This window comes from Saccharopolyspora sp. (assembly GCF_017434145.1).
Taxonomy (GTDB): Bacteria; Actinomycetota; Actinomycetes; order Mycobacteriales; family Pseudonocardiaceae; genus Saccharopolyspora_C; species Saccharopolyspora_C galaxeae.
Window position 1 is genome coordinate 1 of record NZ_JAFRFW010000418.1, and the last position, 14,586, is coordinate 14,586.

Genomic DNA, 14,586 nt, shown 5'->3' on the forward strand with positions numbered 1-14,586 from the left:
CGCGCTGAAGGACGTCGTGGTCACCGAGGGCGTGCCCACCACCAGCGGCTCGAAGATCCTCGAGGGCTGGCGGCCGCCCTACGACGCCACCGTCGCCGCGAGGCTCAAGGCCGCCGGCACCGTGCTGCTGGGCAAGACCAACATGGACGAGTTCGCGATGGGCTCGTCCACCGAGAACTCCGCCTACGGCCCCACCCGCAACCCGTGGAACACCGAGCGCATCCCCGGTGGCTCGGGCGGTGGTTCGGCGGCGGCGCTGGCCGCGTTCGAGGCGCCGCTGGCGATCGGCACCGACACCGGCGGCTCGATCCGCCAGCCAGGCGCGGTGACCGGCACGGTCGGCGTGACACCGACCTCCGGCGGCGTTTCCCGCTACGGCCTGGTGGCGTTCTCGTCCTCGCTGGACCAGCCAGGGCCGTGCGCGCGCACGGTGCTGGACGCGGCGATGCTGCACGAGGTGATCGCCGGGCACGACCCGATGGACTCGACCTCGATCAACGCCCCGGTGCCGCAGGTCGCGGCGGCCGCCCGCGAAGGCGCGGCCGGGGACCTGACCGGCGTGAAGGTCGGCGTGGTGCGCGAGTTCGCCGGTGAGGGCTACCAGCCCGGGGTGGAGCGTTCGTTCCGCGCCGCGGTGGAGCAGCTGTCGAAGCTGGGCGCTGAGGTCGTGGAGATCTCCTGCCCGCACTTCGACTACGCGCTCGGCGCCTACTACCTGATCGCGCCGAGCGAGGCGTCGTCCAACCTGGCCCGGTTCGACGCGATGCGCTACGGCCTGCGCGTCGGCGACGACGGGGAGCGCAGCGCCGAGCAAGTCATGTCGCTGACCCGCGAAGCCGGGTTCGGTGCCGAGGTCAAGCGCCGGATCATGCTCGGCACCTACGCGCTGTCGTCCGGCTACTACGACGCCTACTACGGCCAGGCGCAGAAGGTCCGCACGCTGATCTCCCGCGACTTCACCGCCGCGTTCGAGCAGGTGGACGTGCTGGTCTCGCCGACCACGCCGACCACCGCGTTCGAGATCGGTGAGCGCTCCGACGATCCGCTGGCGATGTACCTGGCGGACCTGTGCACGAGTCCGGTGAACCTGGCGGGCAACGCCGCCATGAGCGTCCCCAGTGGACTGTCCGATGAGGACGGAATGCCGGTGGGACTGCAGATCATGGCCCCGGCGCTGGCCGACGACCGGCTCTACCGGGTCGGCGCGGCCTACGAGACCGCCCGCGACGCCGCCCAGGGCGGCCCGCTGATCGACCGCATTCCCGCCCTGGAGGTGGCGTGATGAACTCGAAGATCAAGGCAGTGATCCAGCTCGCGTCGGTGCTGTCGGCGGCCTTCGGGCTGCGCGCGAGCATCCGCGACGCCAAGGCCAACAACGACAAGCTGGCGATGGCCGACTCGATCATCACCGCGCTCGGCCTGGTCACCGGCACCGCGCTGGCGATCCGCACGCTGCGCAAGGGGGAGGACGCGAAGTGACCGCGGTCGCCGAGATCATGGACTACGAGGAGGTCCTGGAGCGGTTCGACCCGGTGCTGGGCCTCGAGGTGCACGTGGAGCTGTCCACGGCCACCAAGATGTTCTGCGGCTGCGCCAACGCCTTCGGCGCCGAACCGAACACCCAGGTCTGCCCGGTGTGCCTGGGCCTGCCCGGTGCGCTGCCGGTGGTCAACGGCAAAGCGGTGGAATCGGCGATCCGGATCGGGCTCGCGCTGAACTGCCAGGTCGCCGAGTGGTGCCGGTTCGCGCGGAAGAACTACTTCTACCCGGACATGCCGAAGAACTTCCAGACCTCGCAGTACGACGAGCCGATCGTCTTCGACGGCCACCTCGACGTGGCGCTCGACGACGGGGAGACCTTCCGCGTCGAGATCGAGCGCGCGCACATGGAGGAGGACACCGGCAAGTCGCTGCACGTCGGCGGTGCCACCGGGCGGATCCACGGCGCCGAGCACTCGCTGCTGGACTACAACCGGGCCGGGGTGCCGCTGATCGAGATCGTCACCAAGCCGATCACCGGCGCAGGCGAACGCGCGCCCGAGGTGGCGCGGGCCTACGTGGCCGCGCTGCGGGACCTGCTGCGCTCGCTGGAGGTCTCCGACGTGCGGATGGACCAGGGCTCGCTGCGCTGCGACGCGAACGTGTCGCTGATGGCCAAGGACGCGGCGGAGTTCGGCACCCGCACCGAAACGAAGAACGTGAACTCGCTGCGCAGCGTCGAGCGGGCGGTGCGCTACGAGATGCGGCGGCACGCGGCGGTGCTGGTCTCCGGCGGCGAGATCAAGCAGGAGACGCGGCACTTCGACGAGGCTTCCGCGGCGACTTCGGCCGGTCGGCCGAAGGAGACCTCGGAGGACTACCGCTACTTCCCGGAGCCGGACCTGGTGCCGATCGCCCCGTCCCGCGAGTGGGTCGGCGAGCTGTCCCAGACGCTGCCGGAACTGCCCTGGGAGCGGCGCAAGCGCATCCAGCAGGAGTGGTCGCTGTCCGATGAGGAACTGCGCGACCTGGTCAACGCGGGCGCGCTGGACCTGGTCGCATCCACTGTGGACGCCGGCGCGGCGCCGTCCGAGGCGCGGTCCTGGTGGGTGGCCTACCTGTCCCAGCAGGCCAACACCCGCGGCGTCGAGCTCGGCGAGCTGCCGATCCAGCCCGCGCAGGTCGCGCGGGTGATCGAGCTGGTCACCGAAGGAAAGCTGACGCACAAGCTGGCGCGCCAGGTCGTCGACGGCGTGCTCGACGGGCAGGGCGAGCCGGACGAGGTCGTGGCCGCCCAAGGGCTGGAGGTCGTCTCCGACGACTCCGAGCTGCAGGCCGCGGTGGACGAGGCGCTGGCCGCGCAGCCGGACGTGGTCGAGAAGATCCGCGGCGGCAAGGTGCAGGCCGCGGGTGCGGTCGTCGGCGCGGTCATGAAGGCGACCGGCGGCAAGGCCGACGCCAAGCGCGTCCGCGAACTCATCCTCGCCGCCTGCGGGCAGTGAGCCGCCACTCCGGCGCTCCCGCACCGGTGACTTTTTCCGAGTGAACGGCCTGTTGGTCCGACCAGATTGGACCAACGGGCCGTTCACTCATTGCGAACCCGCGCACGCGCTACCCGGCCGGCGGAGAGCGGTTCCGAGTGAACGGCTCGTTGGTCCGGCTGGAGTCCGTTCACCCGTCGAGGGACCGGGTCAGTCGGGGTCGCCGTATTCGCCGAACCAGTGGGCCAGGCGGCCGCGGCGGCCCACCGCGCGCAGTCGGCGCTCGGTCGCGGTGCGGACCGCGGCCGTCGTCATGATCAGCAGTTCGTCGCCGGTGGACAGGCGGGTTTCCGGGCTCGGCACGAACGAGGTCTCGCCGCGGATGACCAGCGTGATCACGCTCGGCTCGGGCAGCCGCAGCTCCAGCACCGTCACGTAGTGCAGCTGCGAGCCCGGCGGGATCGACACCGTCAGCAGCTCCGCGTCGAGCACGTCCAGCGGCGCCACCTCGACCTGGATCTCCTGCGCCGCGTCCGCCCGGATCAGCCCCAGCAACCGCGCCAGCCGCAGCAGTCCCGGCCCCTGCACCAGCGTGAACACCGCGACCAGCACGAACACCAGGCCGAGCACCCGGCTGCTGCCCGGCACCCCGGCCACCACCGGGAACGTCGCCAGCACGATCGGCACCGCGCCGCGCAGGCCCGCCCACGACACGAAGACCTGCTCGCGCCACGGCAGCTTGAACAGCACCAGCGACACCGCCACCGACAGCGGCCGCGCCACCAGCAGCAGCACCAGGCCCACGACCAGTGAGGGCAGCAGCTCCGGCAGCAGCTCGTGCGGCGTGACCAGCAGTCCCAGCAGCACGAACAGGCCGATCTGCGCCAGCCAGCCGAGCCCTTCGGCGAACGAGCGCAGCGAAGCCCGATGCGGCAGGCCGGAGTTCGCCAGCACCAATCCCGCGACGTAGGCGGCGAGGAAACCGGAAGCGGCGATCGCACCGGACGCGGCGAACGCGACCACTCCCAGCCCGAACATCGCCAGCGGGTACAGCCCCGAAGCGGGCAGCTCGATCCGCCGCAGCCCCCAGGCGCCGAGCTTGCCGACGGCGAACCCGACCACGGCGCCGACGACGAGCTGGTAGAGCAGGTTCGCGGCCACCCCGACCGGTTCGATGCTCAACGGGATGCTGCTGAACAGCAGCACCAGGATCACCGTCGGCGCGTCGTTGAACCCGGACTCCGCCTCCAGCAGGCCCGCCACGCGCCGCGGCACCGGCAGCGTGCGCAGCACGGAGAACACCGCGGCGGCGTCGGTGGACGACACGATCGCCCCGAGCAGCAGCGCGGGCTGCCAGTCCAGCCCGATCAGCAGATGCGCGCCGGTCGCGGTCACCGCCACGCTCACGCCGACGCCGACCGTGGCCAGCATCCCGGAAGGCGCCAGCAGCGCGCGCACGTCCGCCCACCTGGTGGTGAGCCCGCCTTCGACCAGGATCACCGCCAGTGCGGCGGTGCCGAGGTTCTGCGCGAGCTGGGCGTCGTCGAAGCGCAGCCCGAGCCCGTCCTCGCCGATCGCGAGCCCGACGACGAGGAACAGCAGCAGCGCGGGCAGTCCGACCCGGGAGGCCGCGCGGGTGGCCACGATGCTCGCCAGCAGCACGAGTCCACCTGCCAGCAGCGCCACGTACAGCTGCTGCAAGTCCATCGCGGGTCCCCGTCCGGCATCGCGCCGCGGTCCCGATCACGCGCGGCGGAGTGTCCTGAGTGGACCACGAGCGGCGCGGCCGCGTCAGGTGCGCCACGCATGGCGGCGCGAGCTCGCTGCCTGCCGGGTGAACGACGGGGGAGCCTTCCGCTGCGGTGGCCCGTCAGCGAGGACGGTGATTCCGCCGGGTAGCCGAATCTTCGGCGGAGACCTCGAACGCTCAGTCCTTGCCCGCGGTGCCGCCGCTCGGCGGGTCGATGCGCAGCACCCGGTCGTCGCTGGGTACCGGGCGGCCACCGGATTTGTTCGCGGTGCCCAGCCAGAGCTGCCCGTCCTTGCTCATCGCCGCGGCGGAGAACCGGCCGTAGGTGTTCTCCATGACCTTGGCGGGTTCCCCGGTGATCGAACCGCCGGGCCCGGGCGTGAGCGTGTACAGCGCCGCGGCCTCGCGCAACGCCACCACGATCCCGTTCGGCGCCGCGGCGCATCCGGCGACTCCGGGCCGGTCCGGCCAGCTCCACACCGCCGACCCCACCGGCTGACCCGGTTGCACGCGGTGCAGCGAGTCGCGGGAGGCGTCCCGGTCGGCCAGCCAGATCCCGGCCGCGGCCGATCCGCACAGCCCGCCGGGACTGGTCACCCCGGAGGCCACCTCCGGCGACGCCGGATCGGGGTTGCCGGGCGCTGGCGCGCCGAACGCGTCGATGCGCAGCACCTTGCCCGCCAGCGAAGCCGGGTCCGCGGCGTTCGCCGGATCGCCCGCATCGCCGGTGGCCACCAGCAGCCCGCCCTGACCGTCGTCGAGCAGCGCGCCGGAATTGCCGGAGCCGCCCTTCGGGATGCCGGTCAGCACCGGTTTCGGCCGGTCGCCCGGCGCCACGCGCAGGACCTGGTTGCCGCCGCCGGTGCTGGCGTAGGCGTAGAAGAGCTCGTCCTCCTGGTAGCTGGGGGACAGCGCGAGCCCGGTCAGCCCTCCGTCGCCGGACGAGTCGACCGGGACGCGGGCGACCTCCACCGGTTCGCTGTCCTTGCGCACTCGCAGCACCCGGCCGGTGTCGCGTTCGGCGACCAGCGCGCTCTGCCCGTCCGGCAGCACCGCGACCGCGCCGACCGGGGACAAGCAGGTAGCGACGACGGACGGATCAGGGTCCACGCAGCCTTCCGGAACGGCCGGTTCCTCGGGCACCGGCTGCCCGGGCGGTGGCGGTGGTGGCGGCGGTTGCTCGATCGACGGCTGCGGTCCGGCCTGCGGTTCCAGCGACGGCTGGTCTTTCCAGGCGTTCGGGTGCTCGTTCGGGAACTGGGCGCAACCGGCGAACGCGGCCGCGACGAGCAGCGCACCCGCGGCCGTCCGCAAGCGGCGGGTCGTGCGGTTCGCGCGGTTCGAGGCTGCCACGGGGCACGAGGGTATCGGCCGGTCCGTGAACGTCCGGTGAGCAGCCCCGGCGTTCCGCCTCCCGGAAACCGAATGGAATTCGTCCGCGCTCTGCCCGGCCGCCGGGTTAGGGCCGAATGCAGCAAATACACCTGGTGGCGGGTTGCAACCTTCTACGGCGGGAATGCGAACCGATACGAGCAGTGCGCGGGCGCGCTGCGGAATGCGGCGAATGCGGAGGCTTTCGGCGGGATTCCGCCAAGCGTCGGAACCCGGCGCAAGGACGTCGCGAAATCTTCACTCGAAAGGGTCGCTTTTTGTGCTTGGGATGGCTTAACCTCCAGCGCCGTGAGCATTCACGACGAGCGCCCGAGCGGCGGGGGCGCACACCGCGACGATCGCGTGCGGGACACCGAAGGTTCGGGTCCCGGAACGTACAACTACTACGACGACGCCGCCTACAGCGACGGCACGGCAACGTCGGTGGTCGACCGCCGCTACGAGGACGACTACTACGAGCCGCTGCCGCCGCAGCGAAAGCAGTTCGGCTGGAACGCGGGCGCGGACTTCGGCCTGCTGGTCATCCGGCTGGTGCTCGGCGGGATCTTCGCCGCGCACGGCGCGCAGAAACTGTTCGGCGTGCTCGGCGGCAGCGGCCCCGAGGCATTCGCGCAGTCGCTGGCGAAATCCGGATTCCAGCAGAGCCAGATCCTCTCGCTGGTCACCGGCGGCACCGAACTCGGTGCGGGCGCGCTGCTGGTGCTCGGCCTGTTCACCCCGCTGGCCGCGGCCGGCATCGCAGGGGTGATGGCCAGCGCGGTGATCGGCACCAGACTCGGCGACGGATTCTTCTCGCCGGACGGTTACGAGTACAACGTGGTGCTGGCCGCGCTCGCGGTCGGCCTGATGTTCATCGGACCGGGCAGGGCCGCGCTGGACAACGGCCGTTCCTGGTTCCGGCACCCGGTGGTCAGCGGACTCATCTGCCTGCTGATCGCGGCCGGTTCTTCCGCCGGAGTGCTGTTCTTCCTGCACTGAGGCGCCGTACGCAACGAGTGAACGGACCGTTCGACCGATCTTCCCGGGCGAGCGGTCCGTTCACTGCCGGCGGAGTTACTTGCTGATGTCGCGGACCGCGCCGTAGGACGCCGAAGTCGCGAGCTTCGCGTAGGCCCGCAGCGCGGTGGTCACCGAGCGCTCCCGGGCGACCGGCTGCCACGGGTGCTCGGCGGCGTCCATCTTCGCCCGCCGCTCGGCCAGCACCTCGTCGTCGACCAGCAGCTCCAGGCCGCGCTCGCGCACGTCGATGCGGATCGGGTCGCCGTCCTGCACCAGCCCGATCACGCCGCCGTTGGCCGCCTCCGGCGAGATGTGCCCGATCGACAGTCCCGAAGAACCGCCGGAGAACCGGCCGTCGGTGATCAGCGCGCACTTCTTGCCGAGGCCGGAGCCCTTCAGGAACGCGGTCGGGTGCAGCATCTCCTGCATCCCGGGCCCGCCCGCGGGGCCTTCGTAGCGGATCACCAGCACGTCACCGGCCTGGATCTCCTTGTTCAGGATCGCCGAGACCGCCTGCTCCTGGCTCTCCAGCACCCGCGCCGGGCCCTCGAACAGCCACAGCTCCTCCTCGACACCGGCGGTTTTGACCACCGCGCCGTCCTCGGCGAGGTTGCCGCGCAGCACCGCCAGCCCGCCGTCGGCGGTGTAGGCGTGCTCGACGCTGCGGATGCAGCCGTTCGCCGCATCGGTGTCCAAGGAGGACCAGCGGTTCTCGGTGGAGAACGCCTGCGTGGTGCGCACTCCGCCGGGCGCGGCGTGGAACAGCTCCACGGCCTGCTCGGACGGCGACTCGCCGCGGACGTCCCATGTGGACAGCCAGTCGGTGAGGCTGGGGCTGTGCACCGAGGAGACCTCGCGGTGCAGCATCCCGCCGCGGTCCAGCTCGCCCAGGATCGCGGTGATCCCGCCCGCCCGGTGCACGTCCTCCATGTGGAAATCGGAGTTCGGCGCGACCTTCGACAGGCACGGCACCTGCCTGCTGATCCGCTCGATGTCCTCCAGGGCGAAGTCGATGCCGCCCTCCTGCGCCGCGGCCAGCGTGTGCAGCACCGTGTTCGTCGAGCCGCCCATCGCCATGTCCAGCGCCATCGCGTTCTCGAACGCCTGCTTGTTCGCGACCGAGCGGGGCAGCACCGAGTCGTCGTCCTGCTGGTACCAGCGCTCGGCGGCGCGCACCACGGTGCGCCCGGCCTCCTGGAACAGCGCGCGGCGGGCGGCGTGCGTGGCCAGCGTCGAGCCGTTGCCGGGCAGCGCCAGGCCGAGCGCCTCGGTCAGGCAGTTCATCGAGTTCGCGGTGAACATGCCCGAGCAGGACCCGCAGGTCGGGCAGGCGGAGCGCTCCACCTCGGACAGGCCCGCGTCGTCCACCGCGGCGTTGGCCGACGCCGAGATGGTGGTGATCAGGTCGGTCGGTGCCTGCGCGACACCGTCCACGACCACCGCCTTGCCCGCTTCCATCGGGCCACCGGAGACGAACACCGTCGGCACGTTCAGCCGCATCGCCGCGTTGAGCATCCCGGGCGTGATCTTGTCGCAGTTCGAGATGCACACCAGCGCGTCGGCCTGGTGCGCGTTGACCATGTACTCCACCGAGTCCGCGATCAGCTCGCGGGACGGCAGCGAGTAGAGCATCCCGCTGTGGCCCATCGCGATGCCGTCGTCCACGGCGATGGTGTGGAAGTCCCGCGGCACGCCGCCGGATTCGCGGATCGTGTCGGCCACCACGTCGCCGAGGTCGCGCAGGTGCACGTGCCCTGGCACGAACTGGGTGTAGGAGTTGGCGATGGCCACGATCGGCTTGCCGAAGTCGTCGTCGGTCATGCCGGTGGCACGCCACAGCGAACGGGCGCCTGCGGCGTTGCGGCCGTGCGTGGTGGTGCGGGAGCGCAACTGGGGCATGGTCTTCTCGGTTCCTCTGCGAGACCCGCGTCGGGGCGGGGAGAACGGCACCTTTTGGGTGCGAGCACAGCGCGGTGACCGCGACGTTACTCCTGCCGCGGTGCTGGTCGTGCGCCCGGTTCGCGCCGTTCGCGCGAGGTGTTCAGCCGCGGCGGTCGTCCGGGGAGTCCTCGCCCGGAGCGGATTCGCTTGCGGCGGCCGAGGAATCCTGCTGCGCGGCGGTGGATTCCCCGGTGTCGTCCGCGGATTCGGCGGCGGAGTCCGCGCGGGACTCGGAGTCCGCGGATCCGGTGCCCTGCTCGCCGTCCGACACCGCGCCGGTCTCCGCCGGGCGTTCCAGCGGCTCGTTCGGGTCCGGCAGCCGGCCGCCGCTCATCAGCGCCAGGTGGGACAGGTCGCGCACCCGTACCGCCGAGAGCCGGACTTCCCGCGTCCGGCCTTCGCCGCCGGACTCCAGCACCGCGCGCACCCAGCGGCGTTCGTTCAGCCGCACCGAAGCCAGCTCGTCCCAGCCGAACGAGGTCTCGCCCGCCAGCAACCGGGTGCGGATCCCTTCGTCCGTGGCGATCGTCCGCGGCCACAGCACGGCGTAAGCCAGTGCCGCGGGGATCAGGAAGGCGGGCAGCAGGTAGGGGAACGGCTGCGCGAACGCGATCGGCGTCATGCAGACCGCCACCACGGCCACCGCCAGCAGCGAGGTTCGGGTGAGGTGGAAGGTGAGCGACTTCGGGACCGCCTTCCCGGTCGGGCGGGCCGCGCCGCCATCCGGAGTCCGCGCGGTGTTCTCCGAGTCCGGCGCCGTGCTTTCCGGCGCGGCCTGCAGCTACTCGGTCGTGCCCGGCTCCTGCACGGCGGTCGAGCCTTGGTCCTCGGTCGTGCTCACTTCGGGGGTCCCCTCGTCGTTCGGGCTCTCTGCGGCCGGGCGTTCGCCGGTCTGCCGCCGCGAGCCCTCGGCCGCCGCGTGCGCGTCGGTCGCGCCGGCGCCGTCCGGTCCGGAGGACTTGTGGGACTCGCTCACGTCCCGATGGTCTCACCCGCGTGCGCGACGGATCGCGGGGCAGGTGAGAACCGGCGAGCGGCCCGCTCCGCGGACATCGGACACGCGGGATGCGCGACGTACGCCACAAATTCGCCCGCCCGAAGGCGAATGCGGGATCGGTAAGCTGCGGAAACGCACTGCCGATCGACGTGCGAGCGGGACACATCGCGTCCACTGGCTGGGAAATCCTTCCCGCATGGTTTGACCCGGCGACATGGCTGCCGTTAACGTCCTGGCCATGCTGCGAATCGACGACATTCTCGTACTTCCCCGGCGCGTCCACGCCTGAGGAAGCTCGCAGCGTCGACGCGCCAACCCTCGTACGGTCCTGTGTTGACCGGCGGGGGTTTTTTCGTGCCCAACGCATCGACAGTCCACTCACCGATCAACACCGCTCGGACAGAGGCGAACCGATGACCAGCGCCAACACCAGGCAGAACCCCGTCCCGGCGCCGCCGCCGGGGCACCGTCCCAAGCCCGCCCCGCCTAGCGGCGCCCCGGTGCAGGCCACCGGCGCGCAGTCGCTCGTGCGCTCGCTCGAGGCGGTAGGCGCCGAGGTCGTGTTCGGCATTCCCGGCGGCACGATCCTGCCGTCCTACGATCCGCTGCTGGACTCCACGAAGGTCCGCCACGTGCTGGTCCGGCACGAGCAGGGCGCCGGGCACGCGGCGACCGGCTACGCGCAGGCCACCGGCAACGTCGGGGTGTGCATGGCGACCTCGGGGCCGGGGGCGACGAACCTGGTCACCGCGCTGGCCGACGCGCAGATGGACTCGGTGCCGGTGGTGGCGATCACCGGCCAGCAGGCCACCACCCTGATCGGCACCGACGCCTTCCAAGAGGCCGACATCTGCGGCATCACGCTGCCGGTCACCAAGCACAACGTCCTGGTCACCAAGGCCGAGGACATCCCGCGCACGATCGCGGAGGCGTTCTACATCGCCAACAGCGGCAGGCCCGGCCCGGTGCTGGTGGACATCCCGAAGGACGTCCAAACGGCCGCCACCTCGTTCTCCTGGCCGCCCGAGATGAAGCTGCCCGGCTACCGGCCCACCAGCAAGCCGCACGGCAAGCAGGTCCGGGAGGCCGCGAAGCTGATCACCGCGGCGCGGCGCCCGGTGCTCTACGTCGGCGGCGGCGTGCTCAAGGCCGAGGCGACCGAGCAGTTGCGCAAGCTCGCCGAGAGCAGCGGCATCCCGGTCGTCACGACGCTGATGGCGCGCGGCGCGTTCCCCGACTCGCACCCGCAGCACCTGGGGATGCCCGGGATGCACGGCACCGTCTCGGCGGTCGCGGCGATGCAGCGCTCCGACCTGCTGATCGCGCTCGGCACCCGGTTCGACGACCGGGTCACCGGCCAGCTGTCCTCGTTCGCCCCGGAGGCGAAGGTGGTGCACGCCGACATCGACCCGGCCGAGATCTCCAAGAACCGCAACGCCGACGTGCCGATCGTGGGCGACTGCAAGGACGTCATCACGGAGCTCATCGACGCGCTGGCGACCGCCACCGAAGAGGACGGCGCCGCCGACCTCGGCCCGTGGTGGGACCAGCTCGGGCAGTGGCGCGACACCTTCCCGCTGGGCTACGAGTGGCCGTCGGACGGCAGCCTCGCGCCCGAGTACGTGATCGAACGGCTCGGCAACATCGTCGGCCCGGAAGCCTGCTACGTCGCCGGTGTCGGCCAGCACCAGATGTGGGCCGCGCAGTTCATCGGCTACGAGCACCCGCGGACCTGGTTGAACTCCGGCGGCCTGGGCACGATGGGCTACGCGGTGCCCGCCGCGCTGGGCGCCAAGGCCGGGGTGCCGGACAAGCCGGTGTGGGCCATCGACGGCGACGGCTGCTTCCAGATGACCAACCAGGAGCTGGCGACCAGCGCCATCGAGGAACTGCCCATCAAGGTCGCCGTCATCAACAACGGCAACCTCGGTATGGTCCGGCAGTGGCAGAACCTCTTCTACGCCGAGCGCTACTCACACAGTGACCTCGGCACCCACAAGCACCGCATCCCGGACTTCAAGCTGCTCGCCGAGGCGCTGGGCTGCGCAGGCCTGCGGTGCGAGTCCCGCGAGGACGTCGACAGCGTCATCCAGCGGGCGATGGAGATCAACGACCGACCCGTCGTGATCGACTTCGTGGTGGGCAAGGACGCGCAGGTGTGGCCGATGGTGGCCGCGGGCACCGGCAACGACGAGATCATGGCGGCGCGCGGCATCCGCCCGCTGTTCGACGAGGACGAGGGGTGAGCGCCTCCATGAGCCGACACACGCTGAGCGTGCTGGTGGAGAACGTGCCGGGCGTGCTGGCCCGCGTTTCGGGCCTGTTCTCCCGCCGCAGCTTCAACATCGAGTCGCTGGCGGTCGGGCCGACCGAGCACCCGGAGATCTCCCGGATGACCATCGTGGTCGCGGTCGGCGAGCAGCCGCTGGAGCAGGTCACCAAGCAGCTCAACAAGCTGGTCAACGTGATCAAGATCGTGGAGCTGGACCCGGAGTCCTCGGTGCAGCGCGAGCTGCTGCTGGTCAAGGTCCGCGCGGACGCCTCGGTGCGCAGCCAGGTGCTGGAGACGGTGCAGCTGTTCCGGGCCAAGGTCGTCGACGTCTCGCCGGAGGCGCTGACCATCGAGGCCACCGGTGACGGCGAGAAGCTGGGCGCGCTGCTGCGGATGCTGGAGCCCTACGGTGTCCGGGAGATGGTGCAGTCCGGGTCGATCGCCATCGGCCGCGGCCCGCGCTCGATCACCGCGACCGCGGTTCGCTGAACCCGGCCGTCCGCCGCCCGCCCGCGCGTGCCGGGCAGGACGAACGAATCAAGTCCGAAAGGAAGACCGAACACATGGCTACTGAGATCTTCTACGACGCCGACGCCGACCTGGGCATCGCGCAGGGCCGCAAGGTCGCGATCATCGGCTACGGCAGCCAGGGCCACGCGCACGCGCTGAGCCTGCGCGACTCCGGTGTGGACGTGCGCATCGGCCTGCCCGAGGGGTCGAAGTCCCGCGCCAAGGCCGCGGACGAGGGCCTGCGGGTGGTCACCCCGGCGGAGGCTTCCGCCGAGGCCGACCTGATCATGATCCTCGCCCCGGACACCAAGCAGCGGGAGATCTACGCCAACGACATCGCGCCGAACCTCAAGTCCGGCGACGCGCTGTTCTTCGGGCACGGCTTCAACATCCGCTACGGCCTGGTCCAGCCGCCGTCCGATGTGGACGTCGCGATGGTCGCCCCGAAGGGTCCGGGCCACCTGGTGCGCCGCCAGTTCGTCGACGGCAAGGGCGTGCCGTGCTTGATCGCGGTCGAGCAGGACGCCTCCGGCAACGCTCAGGCGCTGGCGCTGTCCTACGCCGCGGGCATCGGCGGGGCGCGCGCCGGGGTCATCAAGACCACCTTCACCGAGGAGACCGAGACCGACCTCTTCGGTGAGCAGGCGGTGCTCTGCGGCGGCGCCAGCGCGCTGGTGCAGACCGGCTTCGAGGTGCTGGTGGAGGCCGGCTACCAGCCGGAGATCGCCTACTTCGAGGTGCTGCACGAGCTGAAGCTGATCGTGGACCTGATGTTCGAGGGCGGCATCGCCGGGCAGCGCTACTCCTGCTCGGACACCGCCGAGTACGGCGACCTCACCCGCGGCCCGCGGATCATCGACGCGCACGTCAAGGACAACATGCGCAAGATCCTCGGCGAGATCCAGGACGGCTCGTTCGCCAAGGAGTGGGTCTCCGAGGACGAGGGCGGCCGCCCGAACTTCAACAAGCTCCAGCAGGCGGGCAACGACCACCAGATCGAGGAGGTCGGCAAGAAGCTGCGCGCCCTGATGTCCTGGACGAAGTGAGCGCTGGACCCGACGAAGTGAGCGCCCCGCGCTGCGCATGATCTCCCGCGCAGGCCCGCCCGACCGGCGGGCCGCGCGGTCGGAAGGCCCGGTCGTCCCCACGAGGGATCGCCGGGCCTTCGGCGTGTTGTCCCTGCCGGTCGCTTGGATGGCAGCTGACGCCGCTCGGAGTGGACGCGGTCCCTTCCCGGCGCGGTTTCCCAGCGTTCTCCTTGCACCGCAGGAAGTTTCCGCGCGAATCGATGCCCGGCCACCCGTTCACGCGATCGAGTCGCGGGCGCTGCCGCGGGTATCGTGCCGGTCGTGAACGACGAAGCCAGCACGACAACGCAGACCGGCGGCGATACCACGCGGACCGCGGACGCCCCGGTGGACGACAAGGCGCACATCCGCCACGAGCTCGACTTCACCGACGCGGAGTGGATCACCAGCACCGAGGACGACGACGAACCGGGCGTGGAGATCGCTTTCGTGGACGGCTACATCGGGATGCGCAACGGCGCCGAGCCGGAAGGCCCGGTGCTGGTGTTCACGCCCGAGGAATGGGACGCGTTCGTGGCCGGGGCGAAGGACGGCGAGTTCGACGAACCCTGATTGTTCGCTGCGCAATCATCGCGCTGACCTGCGACGAAGGGCCCGGAAACGGGCCTTTCCGACTTCTGCGGCGGGTTTGTCGTGCGTCACACCCTTGTGAACGAGTTCTCAAACTCCGGTTAAAC

General features: G+C 71.1%; 13 protein-coding genes. 8 read left to right on the forward strand and 5 right to left on the reverse strand.

The features are described 5' to 3' along the window. From gatA to gatB, 3 genes are all read left to right on the forward strand, one after another. On the forward strand, nucleotides 1-1,282 hold a 1,282-nt coding region (gene gatA / locus IJH84_RS11340), incomplete at its 5' end, for an Asp-tRNA(Asn)/Glu-tRNA(Gln) amidotransferase subunit GatA (protein WP_295143740.1). Then, nucleotides 1,282-1,479, forward strand: coding sequence for a hypothetical protein (locus IJH84_RS11345; protein ID WP_200070251.1), 198 nt, complete (start codon nucleotides 1,282-1,284; stop codon nucleotides 1,477-1,479). The genes gatA and IJH84_RS11345, both read left to right, overlap by 1 nt. Next, nucleotides 1,476-2,981, forward strand: a complete 1,506-nt coding sequence (gatB, locus tag IJH84_RS11350; RefSeq protein ID WP_295143744.1) for an Asp-tRNA(Asn)/Glu-tRNA(Gln) amidotransferase subunit GatB — start codon at nucleotides 1,476-1,478, stop codon at nucleotides 2,979-2,981. Before IJH84_RS11345 ends, gatB begins: the two co-directional genes overlap by 4 nt. A 189-nt stretch (nucleotides 2,982-3,170) precedes the next feature. Here the strand turns inward: gatB and IJH84_RS11355 are convergent, their stop codons facing one another. Together IJH84_RS11355 and IJH84_RS11360 are read right to left on the reverse strand one after the other, a co-directional pair. Continuing rightward, nucleotides 3,171-4,661: a potassium/proton antiporter gene (locus tag IJH84_RS11355; RefSeq protein WP_295143769.1), complete on the reverse strand. Its 1,491-nt coding sequence runs from the start codon at nucleotides 4,659-4,661 to the stop codon at nucleotides 3,171-3,173. Nucleotides 4,662-4,887: 226 nt separating this feature from the next. Next, a complete protein-coding gene (locus tag IJH84_RS11360; protein WP_295143747.1) occupies nucleotides 4,888-6,063 on the reverse strand; it encodes a PQQ-dependent sugar dehydrogenase in 1,176 nt (391 codons plus the stop codon). Nucleotides 6,064-6,390: 327 nt separating this feature from the next. On the opposite strand from IJH84_RS11360, the gene IJH84_RS11365 reads away from it, so the two are divergent. Then, nucleotides 6,391-7,080, forward strand: a complete 690-nt coding sequence (locus IJH84_RS11365) for a DoxX family protein (protein ID WP_295143749.1) — start codon at nucleotides 6,391-6,393, stop codon at nucleotides 7,078-7,080. A gap of 75 nt (nucleotides 7,081-7,155) precedes the next feature. On the opposite strand, the gene ilvD is transcribed toward IJH84_RS11365, so the two are convergent. The 3 genes from ilvD to IJH84_RS11380 all read right to left on the reverse strand — a co-directional run bounded on the left by ilvD (nucleotide 7,156) and on the right by IJH84_RS11380 (nucleotide 10,018). After that, nucleotides 7,156-9,000, reverse strand: coding sequence for a dihydroxy-acid dehydratase (ilvD, locus tag IJH84_RS11370; protein ID WP_295143752.1), 1,845 nt, complete (start codon nucleotides 8,998-9,000; stop codon nucleotides 7,156-7,158). Between the two features lie 142 nt (nucleotides 9,001-9,142). Then, entirely contained in the window at nucleotides 9,143-9,664 is a 522-nt protein-coding gene (locus IJH84_RS11375; protein ID WP_295143755.1) for a PH domain-containing protein, read from the reverse strand. Nucleotides 9,665-9,823: 159 nt separating this feature from the next. After that, nucleotides 9,824-10,018, reverse strand: coding sequence for a hypothetical protein (locus IJH84_RS11380; RefSeq protein ID WP_295143758.1), 195 nt, complete (start codon nucleotides 10,016-10,018; stop codon nucleotides 9,824-9,826). Between the two features lie 434 nt (nucleotides 10,019-10,452). Here IJH84_RS11380 and IJH84_RS11385 point away from each other — a divergent pair, with 434 nt between their 5' ends. The 4 genes from IJH84_RS11385 (at nucleotide 10,453) to IJH84_RS11400 (ending at nucleotide 14,461) form a co-directional block, all read left to right on the forward strand. After that, the gene (locus IJH84_RS11385; RefSeq protein WP_295143761.1) at nucleotides 10,453-12,285 is read left to right on the forward strand and encodes an acetolactate synthase large subunit; all 1,833 of its coding nucleotides are present in this window, start codon (nucleotides 10,453-10,455) and stop codon (nucleotides 12,283-12,285) included. An 8-nt stretch (nucleotides 12,286-12,293) separates the two neighbouring features. Beyond that, on the forward strand, nucleotides 12,294-12,800 hold the full coding sequence (gene ilvN, locus IJH84_RS11390) for an acetolactate synthase small subunit (protein WP_295143764.1): 507 nt from the start codon (nucleotides 12,294-12,296) through the stop codon (nucleotides 12,798-12,800). A gap of 74 nt (nucleotides 12,801-12,874) precedes the next feature. After that, nucleotides 12,875-13,867 carry a ketol-acid reductoisomerase gene (gene ilvC, locus IJH84_RS11395; RefSeq protein ID WP_200070243.1) on the forward strand — a complete coding sequence of 331 codons (993 nt, stop codon included), beginning with the start codon at nucleotides 12,875-12,877 and terminating at the stop codon, nucleotides 13,865-13,867. A gap of 369 nt (nucleotides 13,868-14,236) precedes the next feature. After that, nucleotides 14,237-14,461, forward strand: coding sequence for a DUF397 domain-containing protein (locus IJH84_RS11400; protein WP_200070402.1), 225 nt, complete (start codon nucleotides 14,237-14,239; stop codon nucleotides 14,459-14,461). Nucleotides 14,462-14,586: the final 125 nt, after the last annotated feature.

Coding starts and splice junctions, on each gene's coding strand:
- IJH84_RS11345 (WP_200070251.1), top strand. CDS start 1,282: ATGAACTCGAAGATCAAGGCAGTGATCCAGCTCGCGTCGGTGCTGTCG.
- ilvD (WP_295143752.1), bottom strand. CDS start 9,000: ATGCCCCAGTTGCGCTCCCGCACCACCACGCACGGCCGCAACGCCGCA.
- IJH84_RS11375 (WP_295143755.1), bottom strand. CDS start 9,664: ATGACGCCGATCGCGTTCGCGCAGCCGTTCCCCTACCTGCTGCCCGCC.
- IJH84_RS11385 (WP_295143761.1), top strand. CDS start 10,453: ATGACCAGCGCCAACACCAGGCAGAACCCCGTCCCGGCGCCGCCGCCG.
- ilvN (WP_295143764.1), top strand. CDS start 12,294: ATGAGCCGACACACGCTGAGCGTGCTGGTGGAGAACGTGCCGGGCGTG.
- ilvC (WP_200070243.1), top strand. CDS start 12,875: ATGGCTACTGAGATCTTCTACGACGCCGACGCCGACCTGGGCATCGCG.